Source organism: Hydrogenispora ethanolica, assembly GCF_004340685.1.
GTDB lineage: Bacteria > Bacillota > UBA4882 > UBA8346 > UBA8346 > Hydrogenispora > Hydrogenispora ethanolica.
Map to the genome: position 1 here is coordinate 193749 of NZ_SLUN01000003.1, position 22792 is coordinate 216540.

General features: G+C 56.8%; 19 protein-coding genes. 13 read left to right on the forward strand and 6 right to left on the reverse strand.

The window, feature by feature from the left end; translation table 11 throughout:
* Positions 1–354: 354 nt before the first annotated feature.
* On the reverse strand, positions 355–549 hold the full coding sequence (locus EDC14_RS04105; protein WP_132012916.1) for a small, acid-soluble spore protein, H family: 195 nt from the start codon (positions 547–549) through the stop codon (positions 355–357).
* A 305-nt stretch (positions 550–854) separates the two neighbouring features.
* Between EDC14_RS04105 and mscL the strand changes: the two genes are divergently transcribed.
* Positions 855–1295, forward strand: coding sequence for a large conductance mechanosensitive channel protein MscL (mscL, locus tag EDC14_RS04110; protein WP_132012917.1), 441 nt, complete (start codon positions 855–857; stop codon positions 1293–1295).
* 75 nt (positions 1296–1370) lie between these two features.
* A complete protein-coding gene (gene uxaC / locus EDC14_RS04115; protein WP_132012918.1) occupies positions 1371–2777 on the forward strand; it encodes a glucuronate isomerase in 1407 nt (468 codons plus the stop codon).
* Between the two features lie 445 nt (positions 2778–3222).
* Here uxaC and EDC14_RS04120 read toward each other — a convergent pair whose 3' ends face one another.
* The 4 genes from EDC14_RS04120 to EDC14_RS04135 all read right to left on the reverse strand — a co-directional run bounded on the left by EDC14_RS04120 (position 3223) and on the right by EDC14_RS04135 (position 7062).
* On the reverse strand, positions 3223–3561 hold the full coding sequence (locus EDC14_RS04120) for a P-II family nitrogen regulator (RefSeq protein WP_132012919.1): 339 nt from the start codon (positions 3559–3561) through the stop codon (positions 3223–3225).
* Between the two features lie 28 nt (positions 3562–3589).
* Positions 3590–4804: an ammonium transporter gene (locus EDC14_RS04125; RefSeq protein ID WP_132012920.1), complete on the reverse strand. Its 1215-nt coding sequence runs from the start codon at positions 4802–4804 to the stop codon at positions 3590–3592.
* Positions 4805–5008: 204 nt separating this feature from the next.
* Positions 5009–6022 (reverse strand): helix-turn-helix domain-containing protein, encoded by a 1014-nt coding sequence (locus tag EDC14_RS04130; RefSeq protein WP_132012921.1) that lies wholly within the window; start codon positions 6020–6022, stop codon positions 5009–5011.
* Positions 6023–6270: 248 nt separating this feature from the next.
* Positions 6271–7062 (reverse strand): IclR family transcriptional regulator, encoded by a 792-nt coding sequence (locus tag EDC14_RS04135; RefSeq protein ID WP_132012922.1) that lies wholly within the window; start codon positions 7060–7062, stop codon positions 6271–6273.
* A gap of 598 nt (positions 7063–7660) precedes the next feature.
* Here EDC14_RS04135 and carB point away from each other — a divergent pair.
* From carB to fosX, 6 genes are all read left to right on the forward strand, one after another.
* On the forward strand, positions 7661–10828 hold the full coding sequence (gene carB / locus EDC14_RS04140; RefSeq protein WP_165907777.1) for a carbamoyl-phosphate synthase large subunit: 3168 nt from the start codon (positions 7661–7663) through the stop codon (positions 10826–10828).
* 657 nt (positions 10829–11485) lie between these two features.
* The gene (locus EDC14_RS04145; protein WP_132012924.1) at positions 11486–12442 is read left to right on the forward strand and encodes an ABC transporter substrate-binding protein; all 957 of its coding nucleotides are present in this window, start codon (positions 11486–11488) and stop codon (positions 12440–12442) included.
* Positions 12417–13211: an ABC transporter permease gene (locus tag EDC14_RS04150; protein ID WP_165907778.1), complete on the forward strand. Its 795-nt coding sequence runs from the start codon at positions 12417–12419 to the stop codon at positions 13209–13211. The genes EDC14_RS04145 and EDC14_RS04150 overlap by 26 nt, the downstream gene beginning before the upstream one ends.
* Positions 13174–13893 (forward strand): ABC transporter ATP-binding protein, encoded by a 720-nt coding sequence (locus tag EDC14_RS04155; RefSeq protein WP_132012926.1) that lies wholly within the window; start codon positions 13174–13176, stop codon positions 13891–13893. Before EDC14_RS04150 ends, EDC14_RS04155 begins: the two co-directional genes overlap by 38 nt.
* 627 nt (positions 13894–14520) lie before the next feature.
* A complete protein-coding gene (locus tag EDC14_RS04160) occupies positions 14521–15423 on the forward strand; it encodes a PhzF family isomerase (RefSeq protein WP_132012927.1) in 903 nt (300 codons plus the stop codon).
* A gap of 144 nt (positions 15424–15567) precedes the next feature.
* Complete coding sequence (fosX, locus tag EDC14_RS04165; protein WP_132012928.1) at positions 15568–15972, forward strand: FosX/FosE/FosI family fosfomycin resistance hydrolase; 405 nt, start codon at positions 15568–15570, stop codon at positions 15970–15972.
* Between the two features lie 63 nt (positions 15973–16035).
* Here fosX and EDC14_RS04170 read toward each other — a convergent pair whose 3' ends face one another.
* Positions 16036–16947 carry a class I SAM-dependent methyltransferase gene (locus EDC14_RS04170; protein WP_132012929.1) on the reverse strand — a complete coding sequence of 304 codons (912 nt, stop codon included), beginning with the start codon at positions 16945–16947 and terminating at the stop codon, positions 16036–16038.
* Positions 16948–17358: 411 nt separating this feature from the next.
* Here EDC14_RS04170 and EDC14_RS04175 point away from each other — a divergent pair, with 411 nt between their 5' ends.
* The 5 genes from EDC14_RS04175 to yvcK all read left to right on the forward strand — a co-directional run bounded on the left by EDC14_RS04175 (position 17359) and on the right by yvcK (position 22711).
* Positions 17359–17676, forward strand: a complete 318-nt coding sequence (locus tag EDC14_RS04175; protein ID WP_132012930.1) for an SHOCT domain-containing protein — start codon at positions 17359–17361, stop codon at positions 17674–17676.
* 377 nt (positions 17677–18053) lie between these two features.
* Positions 18054–19148 (forward strand): D-alanine--D-alanine ligase, encoded by a 1095-nt coding sequence (locus EDC14_RS04180; RefSeq protein WP_207930703.1) that lies wholly within the window; start codon positions 18054–18056, stop codon positions 19146–19148.
* Between the two features lie 171 nt (positions 19149–19319).
* Positions 19320–20063: a PHP domain-containing protein gene (locus tag EDC14_RS04185; RefSeq protein WP_165907779.1), complete on the forward strand. Its 744-nt coding sequence runs from the start codon at positions 19320–19322 to the stop codon at positions 20061–20063.
* 128 nt (positions 20064–20191) lie between these two features.
* The gene (gene rapZ / locus EDC14_RS04190; RefSeq protein WP_132012997.1) at positions 20192–21040 is read left to right on the forward strand and encodes an RNase adapter RapZ; all 849 of its coding nucleotides are present in this window, start codon (positions 20192–20194) and stop codon (positions 21038–21040) included.
* Between the two features lie 393 nt (positions 21041–21433).
* Entirely contained in the window at positions 21434–22711 is a 1278-nt protein-coding gene (yvcK, locus tag EDC14_RS04195) for a uridine diphosphate-N-acetylglucosamine-binding protein YvcK (protein ID WP_132012933.1), read from the forward strand.
* Positions 22712–22792 lie beyond the last annotated feature (81 nt).

Below are 22792 nucleotides of genomic sequence, written 5' to 3' on the forward strand. Positions count from 1 at the left end.
TCCTTCCTCTGTTACTTTCGATGGAAAAACCAGAGCCGTTACTCTCCGAGAACGGTTGTGAATCATTCAAGATGTTCGCCGAGCGGCTGTGCATGCTTTCTCTGTCACCGCGCATGATCACTCGGTTATGGCGTATGTTCGCATAGTAATTGTACAAGCTTACACGGTTACTGTGCGAGCTCTCGCAGTTGCCGTGCATCCCGGCGCAGCCGCCGCGCATGATCGCCCGGTTGCCGCGCATGCTTGCACAGTGGCCGGGCGGGCTCGCACAGTGGCTGAAACGCCATGCCCAGCGCGGCGGCGCCGGTACATTTTGGCACGCCGTATCGGGTACGGTTTCATCCGAAGTACAGCTCAATCATTTTCCTGGCCCGGACCGATCTCCAATAATTCCGTCGCCGGGACCTCCAGCTGGAGGTCGGAATTCAGATCCCGGATCCGGGTCGCGCCGTCGGCTTGGACATTTTCGATCCAGACCGGCAGGTTTTGATAGGTGACGTAGATTGTCTCCGGGGATTCCAGGATCGCCCGGGCGCGTTCTTTCTCCATCGACTTTCACTCCTTGGCTTTCGTTTGGTCGGATCTTATTTTGTACATTTTTTGCGCGAACCTATCCGGAAAGGGCGGATTTTTTCAACGCATCCCCGCGGATGATGCCGCGGGTCCGGCGTTCGCCCGCCAAGAAGCGCCGGGGAGTGTGGCGGACCGGCCGGATTGCGCCGAAGGGCACGGTTGCTGTGGGGAGGCGGGGGAAACTTCTTCCGACATATCTTGCGTTTTCCAATGATCGCCCTTGATTGGTCCGGCATTCCTCTTTATAATGAAGGGGGATAACGGCCAATGGAGGTTTGCGCATGATCAAAGAGTTTAAAAATTTCGCCCTGAAAGGAAATGTTCTCGATCTGGCCATCGGCGTGGTGATCGGGACGGCGTTCGGCAAGATCGTCAGTTCATTGGTGGATGACATCATTATGCCGCTGGTGAGCGTGATCACCGGCAAAATTGATTTCAGCAATTTGTTTATCGCGTTGAACGGCGCGGCCTACCCGACGCTGGCCGAGGCCAAGAAAGCCGGCGTGGCCACGATCAACTACGGCAGCTTCATCACGGGCGTGGTCGATTTTCTCTTGATCGCCTGGTCGATCTTTCTGTTCGTCCGCTTCCTGGACCGTTTCAAGCCCAAAGCGGCGCCCGGGCCCGCCCCGCGCGAGTGCCCCTATTGCCTGAGCGCCATCCCGGCGCGGGCGGTTCGTTGCCCGCATTGCACCTCCAACCTTGAAGGCGCGGCCAAATGAAGGCCCGGCGGGGGCGCTGCCCGAACCGGGCCGGAATCTCGGAATCCTGACAACTGAACATAAGGAGGAAGTCTTGTGAAAGCATTTATGGATGAGAATTTTCTGCTGACCAATCCGACGGCGATCGCGCTCTATCACGAACACGCCAAGGACATGCCGATCTTTGACTATCATTGCCACCTGAGTCCCAAAGAGATCGCCGAAAACAAGCGCTACCGCAACATCACCGAGATCTGGCTGGGCGGCGACCATTATAAATGGCGCGCGATGCGGACCTTCGGAGTCGCTGAACGCTACATTACCGGCGATGCCCCGGACAAGGAGAAGTTTCTCAAGTGGGCCGAGACCATGCCGTACTGTATCGGCAATCCTTTGTACCACTGGACTCATCTGGAATTGAAACGGTTCTTCGGCATTGACAAGCTGTTGTCGCCGGAAACGGCCGAGGAGATCTGGGAGAAATGCAACGCCCTGCTGCAAAAGGACGAATTTACCGCCCGCGGCCTGATCCAGCGCTCCAACGTCAAGGCGCTCTGCACCACCGACGACCCGGTGGATACCTTGGAATACCACCAAGCGTTGGCCAAAGATTCATCGTTCGGCGTCAAGGTCATGCCCGCCTGGCGGCCTGACAAAAGCTTCAACATTGAGAAGCCCGGCTTCGCCGAGTGGCTGGCCAAGCTGGAGCAAGTATCGGGGATCGCGATCCGGAGTTTCGCCGACCTGACCCAGGCGCTCCTGAAACGGCTCGACTTTTTCCACAGCGTCGGCTGCCGCCTCTCCGACCACGCCATGGATCCGGTGGTCTTTGAAGAGAGCAATGCCGACGAGGCCACGGCCATTCTCCAAAAGGGCCTGGCCGGCGAGAGCCTGACCGACCTGGAGATCCGGAAATACAAGACCCAAGTCATGCTCTTCCTCGGTCGCGAGTATGCCCGCCGGGGCTGGGTGATGCAGTTGCATATCGGGACGATCCGCAACAACAGCCAGCGGATGTTCAAGCTCTTGGGACCGGATACCGGTTTTGACACCATCGGCGATTACACCTACGCCTTGTCGCTCTCCCGTTTCCTCGACCGTCTCGACCAAACCGACGAGCTGCCCAAGACCATCCTCTACTGCCTGAATCCGCGTGACAATGAACTCTTGGGAACGATCTGCGGCTGTTTCCAGGGCGGCGGCATCAAGGGCAAGATCCAGTTCGGTTCCGGCTGGTGGTTCAATGACCAGAAAGACGGGATGATCCGCCAGATGGTGGCCCTCTCCAACTTGGGGCTGCTCAGCCTGTTCGTGGGGATGATCACCGATTCGCGGAGCTTCCTCTCCTACACCCGGCATGAGTATTTCCGGCGGATTCTCTGCAATCTGCTGGGCGAATGGGTTGAGAACGGCGAAGTGCCGGACGATCGCAAATTGTTGGGAGAGATCGTCGAGAACATCTGCTTCGGCAATGCCGAGCGCTATTTCGAGATCCCAATGTAATCCGGGAGATTTCCCGAATCAGCTGGCAAATTTAAAACCCTTGCGATTCGCAAGGGTTTTTTGCCGCCCGATAACCGGGCGGCAAAATCTTACGCCGACCGCCAGTGGGGAACTGGTCCCGGCCCCAGCGACCCGCAGCTGCCAAAGTGTGGCGCTTCCGTTATAATTTATACCAATACCAGAGATTTGTTAATTTGAAAAACACCTGCCAGTCCAAGCAACCCTTGCCGCGGTACATAGGTTATGGAAAGGGGAAAATAGAGATGCAACCTAAAAAAGTTCGCTCCGGCTCTGGCCTGGTGTTGGTGGTGGCGTTAGTTCTGGGCGCTGGATATCTCGCCCGCGGCTTGAAGCTATGACGTTTTTCGTTCCGGCTCCCCATGCAAAACAAAAACCGGCCAGTCTTTTTTAGAAGGCTGCCGGTTTTTTGATCGGAATGAAAGGCTTACAAAACGTTTTCGCCGCTCTCTTTGGTGCGGACCCGGACCACCTCGTCGATGGCGGAGATGAAGATCTTCCCGTCGCCGGCGGCGCCGGAACCGCTGATGTCGCAGATGGTGTCGACCACCGCCTGGCATTCGGAATCCTTGACGACCAGCATGATCAGTTTTTTGGGCAAAAAATCGACCCGGTACTCGCCCACCCGCCATTGCAGGGAGATGCCCCGCTGACTGCCGCGGCCCTTGACATCGAACACCGTCATCCCGAAGATATTCAGTTTTTCCAAAGCCTCTTTCACTTCGCCCAGTTTCTCTTCGCGAATGATCGCTTCGATCTTTTTCATGGCCCAATCCTCCTCTTCGAAAATTCCCTTAGTAATATGCTTCCTCGCCGTGCTGGGAGATGTCCAGGCCGACTTGTTCCTCGGCATCGGTGACGCTCAGGCCCAAGACCAGATCGATCAGTTTGGCCAGGCCGTAAGTAACCGCGAACGAGAAGACGATCACCACGGCGGCGGAGATGACCTGCGCTCCCAGCAAGGCGCCATTACCGAGAAGCAGTCCGTCGGCTCCGGCCGGGTTAATGGCTTTGCTGGCGAAGATGCCGGTGGCGATGGCGCCCCAGAGACCGCCCATGCCGTGGCAGGCCCAGACATCCAACGATTCGTCGATCTTCCAGTGATTCCGGATCATGATGCAGAAGTAGGAGATGGCCGCTCCGACCGCGCCGATGACAATGGCGGAGGCAGGGGAGACGAAACCGGAGGCTGGAGTGATCGAGACCAGGCCGACGACTGCGCCGGTGGCCATGCCGATGGCGCTGGGACGGCGATAGAGCCAGTTGATCGCCATCCAGGTCAAGCCGGCGGCGGCGGCCGCGGTGTTGGTGGTCAGGAAGGCGTTGACGGCCAGACCGTTGCTCCCGAGCGCGCTGCCGCCGTTAAAGCCGAACCAGCCGAACCAGAGCAGGGCCGCGCCGATGACCGTGAAAGGCACGTTGTTCGGCTCCATGGCCACGGTGCTGAATCCCTTGCGTTTCTTGATCACCATCGAGAAGGCCAGGGCCGAGAATCCGGCCGTGATATGGACCACGGTGCCGCCGGCGAAGTCCAGCGCGCCGAGATTCCGGATCCAGCCGCCCAGGGCCCAGACCCAGTGGCAAACCGGATTATAAACCAAAGTCGCCCACAGCACCGAGAAGATTAAGAAGCTGCTGAACTTGATCCGTTCCACGAATGCTCCCGAGATTAAGGCGGGGGTAATGACGGCGAACATCATCTGAAACGTTGCGAAGGCCAAATGGGGAATGGTCGTCGCGTAGTCGGGGTTCGGAGCATACCCCACGCCGCTCAATCCCAGCCATTTGAAGGTGCCGATCAGGCCGTGCACATCCGGGCCGAACGATAAGCTGTATCCGTATACGATCCATTGAATGCTGATCAAAGCGATCATCGAAAAGCTGAACATGATCGTTGAGAGCAAATTCTTCTTCCGGACCATCCCGCCATAGAAAAGGCCCAGCGCCGGAGTCATCAACATGACCAAAGCCGATGAAATTAATATCCATGCGGTGTCGCCGGTGTTCATCAATCCAACCTCCTAAAGTAATGTATGTGTAATATTACATATGGATGATATCATATAACTAACATTCGATCAACATTGATATACTATTTATATAATTAAAATGTATATATTGCTCATATATTAACAAATAAGTTACACAATAGTGCGACTTGGAAAGCGAAAGGGGGTGACTGAGAAAAGAAAAACTCCGCGCGATGGCGGAGTTTACAGGGAGGAGGTTTGTATGTTCGAAGAGCCGATTCTTTGCAAGGGGATGGCCCCGAGATTGCGGTAGCGATCGTGAGGCCGTTCGGCATTGTAATGATGCAGCCAACGTTCGAACTCTTCCTGCAGTTGTTCGACGCTCTGCAACGGCGGCGCCTGACAGAGCGGATTGAAGAATTCGGCAACGGCGATGTTTTCAAACCGTTCGATGAATCCGTTGGTCCGGTGGAGATCCGATTGAATCACGCGGTGATCGATCTCGTTGAGAGCCAGATAGAGTTGATAGTGATGCCGTGGTCCGCCGTAATACTCCCGGTTTTTATTGGTGATGACGGCGGCTACCGGCAGCTGGCGGCCGCGAAAGAAAGGCAGAACGTCGTTGTGCAGGAGGGCTACCGCGCAATCCGGGACTTTGCTGGGATGGATCAGCCCAAAGGCATAGCTGCTGAAGGTGTCGATGACGATGTGCAGGTAGAGCTTTCCCAAATGTTTGAGCGATTTGAGGAACAAAGTATCCTGAGCCAGGACTTCCCCGGGCCGGACGCTCTCGTCGTTCCGCTCCCGCAGACAGGGGTTGGCGGCTTCCAATAGATGCAGCTGTTCGTCGCTGAGCACCGAAAAATCGGCGGCGTGATTCGTCTCCAGCGCGTTCAATCGCTCTGTCTTGGTGCCTAGGTGATATTTGATCAGAATGTTTTGGACCGTCGGCGAACTGATTTTGATATTGTATTTTTTGAGATGCTCGCTGATGCGGATGCACCCCCAACCCGGGTGTTCGAGGCAGAGACCCAGGATTCGCTGGACGGTCGCGGGCGGAGTGGACTTGGGATGTGATTTGGGAACGAGCGGGGCCGCGTATAGGCTTTCGATGCCCTCGCTTTGATATTTCTGTTTTAGTTCCGACATCACGGAAGGCGAGGCGCCACGATGGTAAGCGTTGCCGATGTTGCTCAGTGCCAATGACAGATCGTTGATGCTTACCCGTGTGGGACTGGTCTTATCGGAGCAGCTCATGGTTATCCCTTCCTTTCGTGACGATGCCGGCACGGACGTTTGTTTTGGTCCGGGGTATTCATCTGAATGTTGACACTAAGATAACTCGAGGTAAACAGAAAAGTAGCGTTCCTCGGATTATATTATTCTTAATATTAACATATATATTACACTTATTCAATCGATACTGGAATATATAACATAAATATTACATTAAGAAATGTTGAAAAAGGCGGCGCACACGGCGCCGCCCGGGGTTCCGGAGAATGCTAGTGGTCGGAAGGAGAATAGCCGAGCGACAAGGAGATTGCTTTGGCCGCGGCTTGCAGTTGTTCGAGGAGAAGCTGCTCCTCGGGGGTTAAGGATGTACCGGAGACGGGACGGAAGACACTCAGGGCGCCGCTGCAGATCTTCAGATAATTGAAGATCGGCACGCTGATTTCCCGAACTGTGCCGCTGAAATCGCTGACCTCGGCGGCGAAACCCTGCTGGTGAATGGAATCCAGGACCGCGGCGAACCGGCCCGGGTCGCTGAGGAGCTGGCTGCCGGAGAAGAACTCGCTCCATTTGCGGCGTTCGTCGGCGGGGAGAAAAGCCAACATCACCTTGCCGGAGCTGGTCTGGCAGGAGGGGACCGGGATGCCGGTCTGGATCCCGAACTGGATCGGTCCCGAAGCTTTGATGCAGTCGGAATAGATGACGTTGTGGTTGGATAACACGGATAGATAAATTGATTCCCTTAAATCCGAGGCCAGCTGGTTCATGTAGGGCAGGGCGATGGGTCTGAGTTCCACCGACTGCAACGCGGCGTTACCGATCAGGAACGCCTTGTACCCCAACCGGTAATGACCGGTCAACTTGTCGCGGTCGACGAACCCGCTGCGGCATAAGGTGTTTAATAAACGATACGTCGTACTGATGCTGAGTTTGGAGATCTGACTGAGCTTGGTGAGGCTGAGTAGGCTGTTCTGTTCGGCCAGTATTTCGAGGAGTGCCAGCGTCCGTTCGACGGTCTTGACTTTGATCTCGCGAAGTTCCGAGGCTTTTTTCAAAAAAACCACCTTCTAACCTTCTTCGGCATATCGGGGCGGGGTTGGATGGAAAACGAAAATGGAAGATGCCGTTTCCTTCCGGCGAGCGCGCCACGAAGCGGCGACCGATGCGGTGAAAGGAGTGGGGCGCATTTTCCGCGCGGGTATGCTGAAGAAAACCATCTTGTAATTGATTCTGATTCTATGATAAATGATATGTTCGTGTCAATAGTTTTGCAATTTTTACAAGAAACTAACACGCACTTAATACGCAGCCGGTTTTTGCCGGCAATTTTCCAGCGATCGCCATCCTTCATAACAGACGAATAACAATCGCGCTCCTTTCTCAAAGGGATCGAAACGGTTTTCGGGATGGTTTTTCCGCTGTAAAAAAGGGTAATTCGGGTCGTGGTCGAATAGATATGTCAAGTCGGATATTCCCTCTTTTTGGGGATTTGTTTTACGGAGAGGAATGGAAGGTTCCGAAAACGATCGTGATAAGCTGAATTCAATTTCTCATCAGCATCATGTCCTTAAGGCCGGACATGATGGAAAAAATGAAGGGAATCAAGTCGGGATATGATTCCGGGGCGGCGCGAACCGCTCTCCGGTTGAAAGGAGCATGGCTATGTCGATACAGACGGAACGTTCGAAGATCTTACTCATCGGAGCGGGACCGGTCATCATCGGACAGGGCGGCGAGTATGATTATGCCGCGGTGCAGGCGGGCCGCTATTTGCGCGCCTCCGGCCATTCTTTGGTGGTCGTCAACAGCAATGCGGCTGCGCTCGGGACCGACCGGGAGGAGGCGGACCGGACCTATCTGGAACCGCTGAATGCCGGGGTGCTGGAGCAGATTATCATCAAGGAACAGCCGCATGCCGTGGTGACCACACTGGGCGGGCAGACCGCCCTGAACCTCGGATATCGCTTGGCCCGCGACGGCGTCTTCCAGCGCTATCATGTGGAGCTGCTCGGTCCGGCGCCGGAAACCGTGGCGCATACCGAAGATCCGGCCCGGCTGCAAGCGACATTGCCAGGGCTGGGACTGCCGGTTCATCGTATCCACGCCGCGGAAAGCATCGGGGCAGGAATTGAGCTGGGCCGAAGCCTCGGTTTTCCGGTGGTGGTCAAGAGCCGGGGGGCCCTCGAAGGCGCTGGAGTGTTCACTGCCTACAATCAGGAGGAATTGGAAGATTTCCTGGCGCGCGCCTTTGCGATGTCGCCCGAGCGCCGGGTGAGCGTGGAAGAATCGCTGCTGGGCTGGGTGGAGATCGAGGCCGAGGTGCTGCGGGACCGCGCCGGAGCTTCCCTGATCGTCGCCACGCTGGAGAATATCGATCCGGTGGGCGTTCATAGCGGCGATAGCGCGGTGGTGCTGCCGGCCCGCAGCTTGAATCCGGAACAACGGGACCGGTTCCGGGAATGCGCGACCGGGCTGGTCGAAACGCTAGGGCTGGTCGGAACGGTGAACCTGCAATTTGCTTTCCGGCCGGAGACCGGCGAGTTCCGGCTGATCGAAGTCAATCCCCGCTTGACCCTCAGCGCCGTATTGGCGGCGCGGTTTACCGGGTTGCCCCTGGCCGAATTGGAAGTCCGGTTGCGGCTGGGAGAGAACCTGGCCGCGCTCGGCTTGACGGGGGAGAGCCGGGAGCCTGATTATACGGCGGTCAAAATGGCCGCTTTCGATCTGGAGAAGTTCCCGGACGCCGACCCCGCGTTGAACTCGGCGATGAAGGCGGTGGGAAGCGTTCTGGCCTTTGGAAGCGATTTTAAGGAGGCCTTGCAGAAAGCGATCCGCTCGTTGGCGAATGGCCGTTACGGGCTGGGGGCGGATGGATCGCCTCAGGACCAGACCCAGCCCGAACGGCGGCTGATCCGCGAGAAGATCATCAACGCCGGACCGGAACGCCTGTTTTATCTGCGCCATGCCTTGAAGAACGGCTATACCCCGGCCGAATTGCGGAAGCTCACCGGATTGAGCGGCTGGTTTTTGGATGAATTGGTTCAACTGGTGGCGTTTGAAAAGGAGTTGACGACTTACGCCCTGTACAATTTGCCCCGGGAGGTCTTTTTCAAGGCCAAACGGTGGGGTTTCTCCGACCGGCAGCTGGCTTTCCTGTTGCGCAGCACCGAGGGGGAGGTGCGCAAGACCCGCAAGAATCTGGGAGTATGGCCCGAATACCAGCGAACCGGCGTCGCTCGCTCCGGAGCCCCGGAGGAACGGGGCTGGTTCTCGACCTATGCGTCGTTGGAGAACGGTAATTCCGCGGCGGGCGAGCCCCGCTTTTTGGTGGTGGGACCCGGCCCGGGCCGAATCGGCGCCGGCGCGGAACGGGATTACAATGCCGTCAAAGCGGCGGAAGCTTTTGCGGCCTACGGCGAGAGCATTCTGGTGAATTGCAATCCGGCGACCGCCGCCGGCGGAGCGCATCCGAACCTGAAATTGTACTGGGAGCCGTTGACGGTCGAAGCGTTATTGAATGTGGTCGAGCGGGAAACGCCGCAAGCCGTGGTTCTCCAATTCGGCGGCGGCGTTGCGTTGGAGCTGGCGGAGCCGCTGGCCGGCTTCGGGGTACCGCTGCGGGGCACGGCGCCGGAGACGCTGGCGCTGCTGCGTGACAGGATCCGCTTGCAAGAGGCGCTGGAGAATCTCGGCGTACGCCAGCCGGAGTTCCGAACGGTCAAGGATCTTCAAGGAGCCTTGGAAGGGGCGCGCGCCATCGGTTATCCGGTACGGATCAGCCCCGCCGGGGTTCCGGGCGGGGAGATCGTTTATGACCCGGCGGCGTTGCAACGTTGCGCGGAACGGATCCTCGCCGGCGGCGGCGGGGCGGGGATCGAGAAGTTCTTCGACAACGCCGTCGGAGTGGTCCTCGACGGCTTGACGGACGGCCGGGAAGCGCTCGTCGGCGGAATCGCGGAACATATTGAGGAGGCGGGGATCCATTCCGGGGATAGCGCCTTATCATTTCCGCCCTACACGTTGGGGAACGATGCCTTCAACCGGCTGCGGGAGCTGAGCGTGGCCGTGGCCGGAGGAATGAAGCTCGAAGGATTGTTTCATTTGAAGTTCGCGTTGCAACGGGAAACGTTGTACCTGCTGGAGATCGAGCCCGGCGCGGCGCTGACCGTTCCGTTTCTCAGCAAGGCCACGGGAGTTCCGCTGGTCGGGGCGGCAGTGAAGATTCTGGCCGGGTTCGGCCTGGTGGAGCAGAAAATGGCCGCGCCGGAGCCGCAATTTACCGCGGTAAAAGAGGCGGTTCTTCCTTTCGAGCGTTTCCCCGGCGTCGACCCGGTCCTGGGACCGGAGATGCGCTCTACCGGGGCGGTATTGGGAATCGCCTCCGATTTCGGGTTGGCCTATATTAAGGCGCAGCTCGCGGCGGGTGTGACCATTCCGGCCGCCGGGACGGTCTTCATGAGCATTCGCGAGGAGGATCGCCGGGCGTTTATTCCGATCGCCAGGCAACTGACGGAACTGGGCTTTAAGATTCTGGCCACCGAGGAGACGGCGCTGGTGTTGAACCGTCAAAATCTGCCCTGCCGGACGGTCTACCGGATCGGTGAAGGCAGACCGAATATCCTCGATGAGTTAAAGAATAATGCGGTGCAATGGATCATCAGCATTCCCTCGGGGCCGCGATCGACGGCGGAGGAAAGTTTGATCCGCAGCACCGCCGCGCTGCGGGGGACGCCGATCTTTACCACGGTGGCCGGGGTGATGGCGGCCGTCGCCGGACTGGCGCGGTATCAGGAGGCCGGCGGGCGGATCAAGGCAGTACAGGATTATTGAGTCTCCCTGGCCGCTGGGAACGACTGTTGTGCCAGGCCCGTTCGCCGGGCAATGTCATCAAGCGATCACAACGTATTTTGGAACGAAGCCTTATCCATCCATTACACGGCGATAAATGCGGGAAAAGTCTGCGATGCCTAAAAACACCTCTCCCCCGGCCCCTCCCCGACGTGGTAATTCTGGCTGTCTTGTCGGCGGGGAGGGATGACGGAGCTTGAAACTTGGGCCTTTTGAAAGCTTCATTCGATGGTCTAAAAGCCATGTGATAAAGTCTTTTGAATCGGAAATTAGAAGGTAAAAAGGTTTATAAACGACTTTATCACTTGCTTTTCTGAGCTTTTGTGTTCATCCTGGCCTTCGGACAGGGTTTATCACAACGCTTCTAAAAGATGGGCCTGAGTTTCGGGCGATTCACCTCTCCCCGTCGAATATGCTTCTTCGAATTCACGGCGCCGGGGAGAGGCCGGGAGAGAGGTTACTTTTGGAGTTCGCAGCTTGCCAAGATACTTTCTTTAATTTATTTCAGATGGCTTGATGACATTGCGTTCGCCGGGCCTGCCGGCGGCGGAATTGTTACGGATTGGAAAAGGGGATAGGAAAACGGGGAGTCCCGGCGAAATATGCTTCGGATACTCCATTTGATGGCGGGTGGTAAAAATGCGAAAGATATGGCTCGGATTGGTATTGGGATTCTTATTAACCTCGGTGGGCTGGGCTGCGGGGAATCCGCCCGAGAAGCCGCTGCGGGTCGGTACCTTATCGGGCATCACCGGTTTGGCGATGGTCCGTTTGATGGAACCGGCGGGGACCGCTGCCCCCTATGAGATTACGGTCTATAAAAGCCCGGATCTGCTGGTGGCGAAACTGGTCGCCGGGGAAGTCGACCTGGCGGCTTTGCCGCTCAACACCGCGGCCATCCTTTATAATAAAGGGGTCGGCGTCCAAATCACCTCGGTGATCGGCTGGGGCGTGCTTTACGTGGTGGCCGGCGACCGCCGGATCAAGCGTTGGTCCGATCTCAAGGGCAAGGAGATTTACCTCTCCGCCAAAGGGACTGTCCCCGACTTGCTCTTCCGTTACCTGGCGGCTAAGAACGGATTGACAGCGGAGCGCGATTTTACCATTCATTATCTGACCAGCCCGGTCGAACTGGCGCAGCTGGCCGCCTCCGGCAAGGCCGATCTGGCGGTGCTTCCCGAGCCTTGGGTCACCGAAGTGGTGGAACGCAACCGGCAGTTGCGGGTGGTGCTTGACCTCCAGCGGGAATGGCGCCGGACCGAGCGGCAATCCCTAACCTATCCCCAGTCCAGTCTGGTGGCGAGCAAAAAGGCGTTGGCGGCGGCTCCTCAAGCGGTGGAGGGATTCTTGAAAAGCTTGGCCGCTTCGATCCGTTGGGTCAACCGGCAACCGCAGGCGGCCGGAGCGCTCGCTGAAAAGTACGTCCAGATCAATGCCGGCGCAGTCGAACGCGGCATCAAACGTTGCAATTTGAAATATGTGGCGGCGGCGAAGGTTCAAACGGAGATCAACCGGTTCCTCGAACGCTTGGGAGAGAAGACGCCGGAAGCCATCGGGGGAAAACTGCCGGATGAAGGTTTCTATTACCAGCCATAAAGGCTACAGCTGGCTGACGGTCGGAGGGCTCCTGGTGCTCTGGGCGGCTGCCGCCGCGTGGTTGCGGCTGCCGCTGTTGTTGCCCTCCCCTTGGCAGACCGGGGTTCAGATCGCGGCGTTATTGGGGACTGCCGCCTTCTGGGCGCATCTGGGGGCGACGGTGAGCCGGGGCTTGTTGGGATTCGGCGCGGCGTTCCTGGCCGGGACTGTCTTCGGCCTGCAAGCCGGCAGGCGCGCCTGGTTTGAGGCGCTCATCCGGCCGCTGGTGGTCTTCGCCCGCAGCACGCCGTCGATGTCCTTTATTCTGCTGGCCCTGATCTGGTTCAAGGGGGACATGGTCCCGATCTTCGTCATTTTCCTGGTGGTCTTCCCGATTATCATTCAGAATATGATCGAGGGCGTGCGCAGCATCGACCGGGAACTGCTGGAGATGGCCTCCGTCTACCGGCTGACCAAACCGCGGATCTTGCGGGCGCTGGTATTGCCGTCCCTGGCGCCGTTCCTGGCGGCGGCGGTCAGCGCCGGATTGGGCTTGACCTGGCGGGTTTTGATCGCCGCCGAGGTTTTATCCTATCCCAAATGGGGGATCGGCGGCCAGATGGATTCGGCCCGGGTCTTTCTCCAGACCGATCGGGTCTTCGCCTGGACGGTGGTGGTGGTGGCCATCGGCTTGAGTTTCGACAGCTTGCTGGGCCGGTGGTTGAACCGGATTCTGGCTTGGAGAGGGACGAATGACGATTCGAGTATGGCAGATCGCCAAAAGCTTTGAAAACAATCCCGTCTATGACGATTTCAGTTTGGAGTTCCCGGAAAACGAGGTCACGGCGATTCTGGGTCCCTCCGGCTGCGGCAAGACCACGCTCCTGAACATTCTGGCGGGATTGGTCCGGGTGGATGCGGGGCGGGTGGATGCGGGGCGGGTGGAGACGGAGCCGGAAACGAGCTACCTTTTTCAGGAGCCGCGCCTGCTGCCCTGGCTGTCGCTGCGGGAGAATATCGCCTTGGTGCTGGCGGATAAGCTGCCGGCCGCCGCCAGTGAAGCACGGATCAATAACTGCCTGGCTGCCACCGGACTGGCTCCCTATGCCGAATACCTTCCCAATCTGGTCAGCGGCGGCATGAAACAGCGGGCCGCTCTGGCGCGGGCCTTTGTCTACCCGTCCCGGCTGCTCTTGATGGACGAACCCTTCAAATCGCAGGACTTAAAGACCCGCCACCACTTGATCGAACTCTTTCTCGAACTCTGGCGGGCTGAGCCCCGGACCGTGATCACGGTCACCCATGACATTCAGGAAGCGCTGCGCCTGGGGAATCAAGTCGTGGTGCTCTCCGGGAAACCGGTCCGCATCGTGGAGCGGCTACGGATCGATCTGCCCCAGGAGGAGCGGGTCCGGCGGTATGAAGAACTGTTTCCGCTGGAGAAACGATTGCTTGGACTGGTGCTGGGGTGAAATGCGGAAGCGGCGCGGGAGAAGCGTTCGTTATTTTCGCACGTCATAGCCATTAAGGATTCATGTCGCCGCATATCGTTGCATTTCCCCGACTTATCCACAGCCAAAATTCATTAACCTCATTCAACGATTCCGTTTATCCACAAAAATAGATCGTTTATTCACAAAAAGAACTCTTTTATTCACAAAATGAGCTTGTTGAGTGACTGAATGAGCTCATTCTTCCGAAAAAGAGCTTATTCAGTCACAAAATGAGCTCACTTATCCACAAAAGGAGCTCATTCATTCACAAAACAAGCTTGTTTATTCACAAAAAGAGCTTGTTCAACGATTGAGAGAACTCTTTTTCCCCAAAAAGAGCTCGCCCGACGACTGAAAGAGCTCTTTCGGTCGCCAAAAGAGATCGGTGATTCACAAAATGACCTTTCTCAGTTCCTCAACCCGGTCGCTTATCCCCAAACGATGCTCCATAAATAACGCGGCTATTGCAGGCTCCCCTCTGCGGTCAAGATGCAGGAAATTCAGGGGCGGAGTGAAAATGTTGCGCAATTGTAGTAAAAATTGGCAGGAAGTCACCGGGAGGAGGTCGAACTGAGCGGGACAACGCTACGCAAGGGAGCGAAACGGATGAAGAACTATGCTGTCTACCAAGTGGATTCTTTCACCAAAGAATTGTTCAAAGGCAATCCCGCCGGCGTGGTGCCCAATGCCGACGGTCTGGATGAGGCCGGGATGCAACAGATCGCCCGGGAGCTGAACAATTCGGAGACCGCTTTTCTGTTGGCGCCGGATGGCCCGGATTGTGATGGGGTAATCCGTTATTTTACTCCCCGGACCGAGGTTCCGATCTGCGGCCATGCCACCATAGCCGCGATGTATGTCAAAGCTTTGGAAGCGGGACTGGACGCCGCGGTCTACCGGATGCGCACCGGCGCCGGCGTGCTGCCGTTCGAGATCGTCAGGAATGGAAACGATTATCGGGTGATCATGACCCAGGGCCGGATCGAACTGGAGTCGCCACTCCAAGGCGAATTGCGGGAGCGGGTGCGCGACGGATTGGGATTATGCGAGGCGGATTTGGATGAACGGTGTCCGATCCAAATCGCCTCCACCGGACATTCCAAGGTGATGATCGGCATCAAGCGTTTGGCCAAGCTTCATCGGTTAAACCCGCGAATGTCGGAATTGGCGGAGCTCAGCCCGGTCATCGGCTGTAACGGTTATTTCGTTTTCACGCTGGATTCGGACTCCCCGGAAGTCCTGACCCACGGCCGGATGTTCGCGCCGGCGATCGGGATCGCTGAGGATCCGGTCACCGGCAATGCCCATGGACCGCTCGGCGCGTACCTGGTCCATCACGGCCTGGTGAAAGCCACGGGAGACGAATTTTGTTTCCGGGGAATGCAAGGCGAGGCGATGGGCCGGCCGGGCGTCATCGAGGTCCGGGTGCGGTTGGCGGGCAACCGGCCGGTTCAGGTGCGGATCGTGGGCGAAGCGGTGATCGCCTTTCAAACGACGATCCGGCTCTGACGGGACGGAACGTCGCACGCGGCTGTCGGCGGAGAAGAAGAACGGTTTGAAATCAGTCATGCGCAAAAAGGAGCTTCTCCGGATGATCGCTTTTTTACATGCCCTCATTGTATCGGGAAGGGAAACCTTACAGGAGGCCATTGGATGATTGAAGGCGTCAGTCACATCACTTTCATTGTAAAAGACCTCGAACGCGCGGCCCTGTTTTTCCGGTCCATCTTCGATGCGGAAGAGGTATATTCCAGCGGCGCCAAGATTTATTCGCTTTCCCGGGAGAAGTTTTTCCGCATTGGCGATCTCTGGATTGCCGTGATGGAAGGGGAATCGCTCTCCGAGCGGACATACCGTCACGTCGCTTTCAAGGTCCCGGACCAGGAGTTGGAGGCATACGCGGCCCGCGTGCGGGAACTGGGCTTGGCTATCAAACCCCTCCGGCCGAGGGTGGACGGGGAGGGCCGCTCACTGTATTTCTACGATTTTGATAATCACCTCTTTGAGCTTCATACCGGCACCCTGGCGGAACGGCTGGCGCGTTACGGGCGCGATTGAAACGGCTCCGGCGCCGGGGAATTCCCGGAACCGGAGGCGGCGCAGATTTTGGGCGGTTGGGTGTTATTCGCGGACCGCCCGCGCGTAATGCAAATGCTCGGAGGCGTGGTGCTGGTCGGAGCGGCCCCGGAAATAGCGGTCTTCGATCGCCGCCGGATCCAGGTTCTCCCGAAGCGACCAGCCCAGAACGGAGAGGTCCGCGGCGAGGGTTGACGGATCCAAACCCGCTTGCATCGGTTCGCCGACGCGGCGCACGATCTCCTGCACCCGCAACATATTCAGAGAGGTCCGCCCCGGCGCGAAGGCGTCCGTATCCAGATAATCGAAGACCACCGTGCTGCCGGCGGGGGCGATGGCGGCCATGGCCCGCAAGGTGTCCCATACCGCCGGACGCGGCAGATACAGGGTGACCCCCAACCAGCTGAAGAAGGTGAGCTTTCGGGGATCGTAGGCCGAACCCCGGACCGCTGTCGCCAGGTCCGCGGCGGCGAGATCGACCGGCAGGAAATGCAATTGCGCCGGTTGTTCCCAGCCCGCCCGCGCGATCCGTTCGCGTTTCGCGGCTTGCGTGGCGGGATGGTCGATCTCCAACACCTGGAGGCGCTCGACAATTTCCGGCCGGCGAAAAGCGAAGGTATCCATCCCGGCCCCCAGGATGACATATTGGTCCACTCCCGTTTCCAAAGCGGCTTCAAGAGCATCCTCCGCATAGCGTGAGCGACTGAGCGTCGTATTCATCGTGGTTTGAATCACCCAGGCCAGAGCCTCCGCTTGATTGCGGCAGGATGCGGCCCGTCCGGGGTCGAAGAATTGAAGCGAGTCAGCCAGATTTTGGCCAATCGCCGCGTATTCTTCCGCGGTAAAAAGTGAACGGGCCAGCGGATCCTCGAAGATCTGGGGCGAATCGTGCTGATAATGGTAGGCCCGGACAAAAGCGGTTAACAGCGCGGTAAGACTGGCTTGGTTTTTTTCCATCGTTGAATCCTCCCACTGGTAAAATTACAACCAAAACATAGGAATATAGGATCCGGATCTATCTTCATTATGTATCATGAATCGTGAGAATTTGTCAATAAAAAATTATTTATTATATCATATAATTATAAATTTGTCAATCATTAATTTTTAAAGTGTTTTGACCGAAATTGAAGATTCATGCCTCCGAAGGGCGAATTTCTCCCCCGCATGGCCATTTGGCCGATCTTTGACACCGATCAGGATAAAAAAGGAATTTCTGGATATCCTATGAATAATATGTCGAACCTGAATCCGTGACCTCTTTAGACTACCAGGCAAAACTGTAAGAATTGCGATAGCGTTTCGCCCGGGTATAAACGGATTCGTCACGGATTCGGGTCGAAACCATTTGCGAGTGAGGGATCCCCGATGAGTTTAAAGAGTTTTGTCTGGGTCGGCAGTATTTCGGTGATCTTTTTATTTCTGCCGTCGTTGGCCGGAAAGGTATGGGAGTTCTTCGCCTACGCGCCCTGGTCCGTCAAGGGCTGGCTGATCTATTTGCTCATGGCCCTAGTGATGATTCGGATTGCCAGAGCCCGCTGGAAACGAAGGACGCTGCGCAAACAGCAGGAATTGGCCGATGCCCCGGTCTCGCTCCTAAATATCGCCAAGGAAAGGCTGGCGCGGGGCGAGATCAACATCGACGAATTCAAGGCGATCAAGGAAGAGCTGAAAGCCGGGATTTAAAAGCCAAGGGATAAAGCCTCTTTTAGACCAATTCGCCCTGCAAAAGCATTTAAAACGACTTTGTCGCTTGCTTGGATCGCTGTACCCTTCCGGCTTTTTCGCCGGGTTAATCATTGCTCTTTGAGCGGCTCCGGAAAAATACTAAGCATGGGGATTGTTGCCTTTCGCCTGCTTTTAACTCATTTCAGACAGGAAAATGTCAAATTGGCTTGGCTGGAGCAGATCCACGAGCGGTTTGAAAAAAGAGCAGCGTGGTACTGCCGGAAACGGCAGGAATGCGTATTTTAATGGAGAAAAGGAGTTTCTTAGAAATCATTGGATTTGATAAAACCGTTCCTTTTCGTTGAGAGAAGGAAACCGGGGTGGAGGTTATCATGGTGTCGAAAATTCGCGTGGGTTTGATTTACGGCGGTAAGTCCGGGGAACATGAAGTCTCGGTGCTCTCCGCCAATTCGGTCTTAGCGGCGATTGACCGCCAAAAATACGAGCTATATCCCATCGCCATCACTAGGGACGGCCGCTGGCTGCCGGGCCAGTCGCCCCGGCCGTTGGTGGAGAGCCAGGAGTTGCAGGTGCGCTTGTTGGAAGATCGGGACGCCGGGGAGACCGCGGCGGTGATCCCGTTGGAGAATCAACGGGGCCAGCTCCTGTCCACCCTCGGCGAGCATGTGGATGTCATTTTTCCGGTGATGCACGGGCCGTTCGGCGAGGATGGCACGATCCAGGGACTGCTGGAGATCGCCGGAATTCCCTACGTCGGCGGCGGAGTGCTGGCGTCGGCGGTCGGCATGGATAAAGCGATCATGAAGGCCGTTTTTCTCCAGGCCGGTTTACCGGTCGGTCCCTACCTGGTTTACCTGCGCAAGGAATGGGAGAGCAACCCGGAGCGGGTGATGGCGGAGATCGGGAGCAAATTGGGATTCCCCTGTTTTGTGAAGCCGGCCAACCTCGGCTCGAGCGTCGGCATCAGCAAAGCCCACGACCCCGGGGAACTCCGGGCCGCGCTGGATCTGGCGGCGGAGTATGACCGGAAAATCGTGGTCGAGGCGATGATTCGCGGCTGCGAGATCGAATGCAGTGTGTTGGGGAACGACGAGCCCATCGCTTCGTTGCCCGGCGAGATCATCCCCTGCACCGAATTCTACGGTTATGAAGCCAAATATATTCTGAACGATTCCAAGCTGGTCATTCCGGCGGAGTTGCCGCCGGAATTGATTCAAAAGGTGCAAGACCTGGCGGTCCGCTCCTTCAAAGCCATCGACTGCGCCGGCCTGGCGCGGGTGGATTTCTTCGTCGAAGCCGCGGCCGGCCGGATCGTTGTCAACGAAATCAACACTTTGCCCGGTTTCACCAAGATCAGCATGTACCCCAAACTATGGGAGGCCAGTGGCATCGGGTATAGCGAACTCATCGACCGCCTGCTCCAATTGGCGCTGGAACGGTACGAGGATAAGCAGCGCAATAAAGTATGACGGAATCCTCCGCCGTTTCGGCCGCTCATGTTTCCGCTAACCTTCGGGCAAACTAAGATTCCGACGTTTCGGCATCCCAAAATGCTTATTTGCGAAACCGCTTAGTGTGGTTCCGCGAATTGAGAGGTCCGGGTTCCCGAACGCCGGGGAATCATGACGGAGGTTCTAGCGATGTGGCGCGTAATTGCGGACTACCATACCCATACGGTTTACTCTCATGGCGAAGGAACGATTATGGAGAATGCCCGCGCCGCTTTGGACCAAGGCTTGGAGGTGCTGGGCATCGCCGATCACGGTCCGGCCAACTGGGGGCATATCGCCACCACCGATCTCCAGACTTTCGATAAAATCATGGCGGAAGCCCGGCAGGTCCAGGCCGAGCTGTCCGGTTTGACGATCCTGGCCGGGGCCGAGGCCAATCTGATCAGCTATGACGGGGACCTGGACATTCCGCCTGAACTGCAAAAAAGGCTCGATCAGGTTCTGGCCGGCTTTCACGTTACCATTCGGCCCAAAACCCTGGGAGACGGGGTGAAATTCGCCGCCCAGTGGACGCTCGGCAAACTGAGCGCGCGCGAACACCGGAAGGCGCGGAACGATAACACCAAGGCGATGGTGGAGGCGGTTTACAAAAATAAGATCGACATCATCACCCATCCTGGCCTGAATATCTCCATCGATACGTCCGAATTGGCCCGCGCTTGCGTGAAACGGGATACGGCACTGGAGATCAATGCCAAGCACGGGGTGAAATCCATCGAGTTTATCCGGGCCGCCGCCAAGGAAGGGGCCCGTTTCGCCATTGGCAGCGACGCGCATCAGCCCGACAAGGTAGGTCGGCTGGAGCCGGGTTTGAGGGCGGCTCGCGCGGCGGGCCTCCATCCCGATCAGATCATCAATGTCCGGGACGAATAACGGGATGGGTGTGGCTTTTCGGCCGGTTCGCGCAGCTCTTTTAGGATGATGTAAACAAAACTTTGCAGGAAAACAGGCTCATGAGGCGAATGGATCATCCGAAATGAGGGATGATCATGCCTGAAAACATGCGCTTTGTCATCATCACCGGCCTGTCCGGGGCCGGCAAATCGGTGGCAATGAAATGCTTCGAAGATCTCGGCTATTTTTGCGTGGACAATCTGCCGCCGGTGTTGATCCCGAAGTTTGCCGAGCTTTGTGCACAATCGGACGGCCGGGTTAATAGAATAGCATTGGTCGTCGATATCCGCAGCGGCAGCTTTTTTGATGATATTTTTGAAGCGCTGGAAACGTTGGAGCAGAACGGCTTCAGTCACGAAATCCTCTTTTTGGAGGCCAGCGAAGAGATTCTGGTCCGCCGCTTCAAAGAAAGCCGCCGCCGCCATCCGCTCTCCAATTCCGGCGCGATCGTCGAGGGGATTCGCGCCGAATCCCGCCGCCTGGAAGAGATTCGCGGCAAGGCCAGTTTGATTCTGGATACTTCCGATCTGCCCGTCAAGGCGTTGCGGGAACGGATCCAGGAAAACTACGACAACCAGCCGGAACAGGAGAAGATGCTGGTCACCATCGTCTCCTTCGGCTTCAAGAACGGGATTCCGCTCGATGCCGACCTGGTCTTTGATGTCCGTTTCCTTCCCAATCCGCATTATGTGGATTCGCTGCGCGAATTAAACGGCAACAACTGCGAGGTATCGGGTTATGTTTTGAAGTGGCCGGTGACACTCAGGTTTTTGACAAAGCTTTATGACCTGATCGATTTTTTGGGCCCGCTTTACTTGAAAGAGGGCAAGGCCAATCTGATCATCGGCATCGGATGCACCGGCGGGCAACACCGCTCGGTGACGATCGCCAATAAACTCGGCGACTATTTGCGGACCAAAGGATATCGGGTCTCGCTCGATCACCGGGATATTTAAAAGCGTTGTGATAAACCCCGTCCGAAGGTCGGGGTGAACACAAAAGCTCAGAGAAGCAAGTGATAAAGTCGATATTTAAACCTTTTCAGGCTGAACCGATTGGAAAGAGACTTTATCACATGGCTTTTAAAAGCGTTGTGATAAACCCCGTCCGAAGGTCGGGGGTGTTCACAAAAGCTCAGAAAAGCAAGTGATAAAGTCGCTTCAAAACTCTTTCTCGGATGATTTTTGGATTCAAAAGACTTTATCCCATGGCTTTTAACGGAATCAAAATCGCATGATTTGCAGAAACGGCGGACGCGGAAACGAAACGCACTTTCTTTGAAAGCGCGTGATGAACGGTTGTCCGCCCCTGCATGCGATTGGCGTCATACCAGAAAGGGGATCGACCGTATGGCAGATAAAAGGCGGCTGCAGCAGGTTGCCGCATACTGGTTTGTAACGGTCTTGCTTTGCATCTCCCTGATCGCTGGTGGAATTTTGCTCCTGACGAATACCATTCATTGGCCATGGCTGGATCGTAGCGCGGGTTGGTTGTTGATCCTGATCGGCCTGGCGAGCGGTTACTACGGCTCGCAACGGTGCTTCTGGTTATTGGTGTCCTGGCTTTCCAGCAATGACTTCAAACCCAAAAACGGCCGGGGGACGAAAGGCCCCCGGATCGTCGTTGTCGGTGGCGGCACGGGCCTGGGAACCATTTTGCGCGGCTTGAAGGAGATCACCTCCAATTTGACCGCGATTGTCACCGTAGCCGATGATGGCGGCAGCTCGGGCAGATTGCGCAAGGAGTTCGGAATTTTACCGCCCGGGGATATTCGCAATTGCCTGGTGGCCATGGCCGACATCGAACCGCTGATGGAACGGTTGATGCAGTACCGTTTCGCCGGCAACACCGATCTGGCCGGGCATAATTTCGGCAACTTGTTTTTGACGGTCATGACCGATATCACCGGCGATTTTGAACAAGCGATCCGGGAGTCCAGCAAGGTTCTGGCGGTCCGGGGCCAGGTGCTCCCGGCCACACTGGAGAATGTCATCTTAAAAGCGGAGATGGCCGACGGCAGCATCGTCCGGGGCGAATCGGCGATCACCGCCTCTGAATTGGCGATTCGGCGGATTTCCTTGGAGCCGGAAAATGTCAAACCGTTGCGGGAAGCAATCAATGCTATCGCTGAAGCGGATCTGATCATTCTCGGGCCGGGCAGTCTCTATACCAGTGTCATTCCGAATCTTTTGGTGACGGACCTGGCGGAGGCGCTGCGCGCCGCACCTGCCACCAAGCTTTATGTCTGCAATGCCATGACCCAACCCGGAGAGACCGATCATTATACGGCCAGCGATCATATCCGGGCGATCATTCAGCATGCCGGGCAGGGCTTGATTGATATGGCGCTGATCAATACCGAAGCGATTCCTCCGGATCTGATGGAGCGTTACGCCGAAGAAGGAGCGCAGCCGGTGACGGCGGACTTTGATAAGATCAAAGCCTTGGGAGTAACGCCGCTCGGCCTGGAGGTCATCGTCAAGTCCAATCTAATCCGGCACGACGCTTTCAAACTCGCCCAAATGGTTTTGAATCTGTACCGGACGCAACGACTCGGCAAAGCCTTTGGAAAAAGGCTGTCCCGAAAGATATACCGGTTTTTCAAGGGGTTTACCGCGCTTTGGTGACCCCGTTTCCCACAGGTTTCAAAAAAACCGCGTTATTCGAGCGCCTGCCGGCAAAACGGCGGGCGTTTTTTTCTTGCTGGC